This window comes from Deltaproteobacteria bacterium (genome assembly GCA_009930495.1).
Taxonomy (GTDB): domain Bacteria; phylum Desulfobacterota; class Desulfovibrionia; order Desulfovibrionales; family Desulfomicrobiaceae; genus Desulfomicrobium.
The window spans coordinates 1-1160 of sequence record RZYB01000444.1; the positions used below are offsets into that span (position 1 = coordinate 1).

Consider the following 1160-nt stretch of genomic DNA (forward strand, 5'->3'; position numbering starts at 1 on the left):
CCCTTGAACGAGGCCGTCCGGGAAGCCAAAATCCATGTTGGTCGCGGCCTGTCCCGAGGAGTCGCTCATGCTTGAGACGTTCCGACGTGCCAAGGAAAAGGAAGTCGCGGAGCTGATCCGGCAACGCGATGCAGGTCATGTCTTCACACCCTGGACCGGGACGCGGTCCGGTTTCGGCGCGGCTTTGACTGCTCCGGGATCAAGCGGCATCATCGCCGAATACAAACGCGCCTCGCCGTCCAAAGGGGACATCAACCTGGGCGTCTCGCCCTTGGACGCCTGTGGCGGATACAAGGCAGCCGGGGCCTGCGCTCTGTCCGTGCTCACGGAAACGCAGTATTTCAAAGGCGATTTGAACTACCTGACGGAAGTCGCGCCTTTGGGCCTGCCGCTGCTCAGGAAGGATTTCATCATCCATCCCCTGCAGGTGGAGGCGACCTCGGCCACCCCGGCCTCGGCCATCCTCATTATCGTGCGCATATTCGCGGACGACGCGGAACTGGCCGACCTGCACCAGCTTTGCCAGGCCAGAGGCCTGGAACCCGTGGTGGAAGTCTTTGACGAACGCGATCTGGACCGGGCCAAGGCCATTGGAAGCCGCATCATCCAGGTCAACAACCGCGACCTGGACACCCTGCGCACCGACCTGAGCCACTGCCTGGGCATGGTCCGGCGCAAGGAGGCCGGGGAAATCTGGATCGGCGCCAGCGGCATCTCCACGCCGGAGCAGGTGCGGGAACTGAAAAACGCCGGTCTGGACGCGCTGCTCATTGGCACGGCGCTGATGCAAAACGCCGATCCGGGCCAGGGTCTGGCCGGACTGACCCAGACAGCACACGGAGGCGCGGCATGATCATCAAAATCTGCGGCATGACCCGGCCCGAGGACGTGGAGTTCTGCGACGCGGCCGGAGCCGACCTGCTCGGCTTTATCTTCCACGCCGAAAGCCGCAGAAACGTCACCCCTGCCTGGGCTGCGGCCCAGAAGCCCAGGCAGGCCCTCAAGGTCGGCGTGTTCGTGCGCCAGGACGCGGCCGAAATCCGGGCCATCGCCGACGCGGCCGGCCTCGATCTCCTGCAGCTTCACGGCGGCCAGAGCGTGGACGTGTGCCGGGCACTGGGGCCGGAGCGCGTCATCAAGGCCCTGTGGCCCATGCGCTA

The 1160-nt window shown here is 65.2% G+C and carries 2 protein-coding genes; both read left to right on the forward strand.

From position 1 onward, the window contains the following. Positions 1–67: 67 nt before the first annotated feature. Positions 68–853: an indole-3-glycerol-phosphate synthase gene (locus EOL86_15350; protein NCD26945.1), complete on the forward strand. Its 786-nt coding sequence runs from the start codon at positions 68–70 to the stop codon at positions 851–853. Beyond that, positions 853–1160, forward strand: a 308-nt coding sequence (locus EOL86_15355; protein NCD26946.1) for a phosphoribosylanthranilate isomerase, incomplete at its 3' end; no start/stop codon positions are given. The genes EOL86_15350 and EOL86_15355, both read left to right, overlap by 1 nt.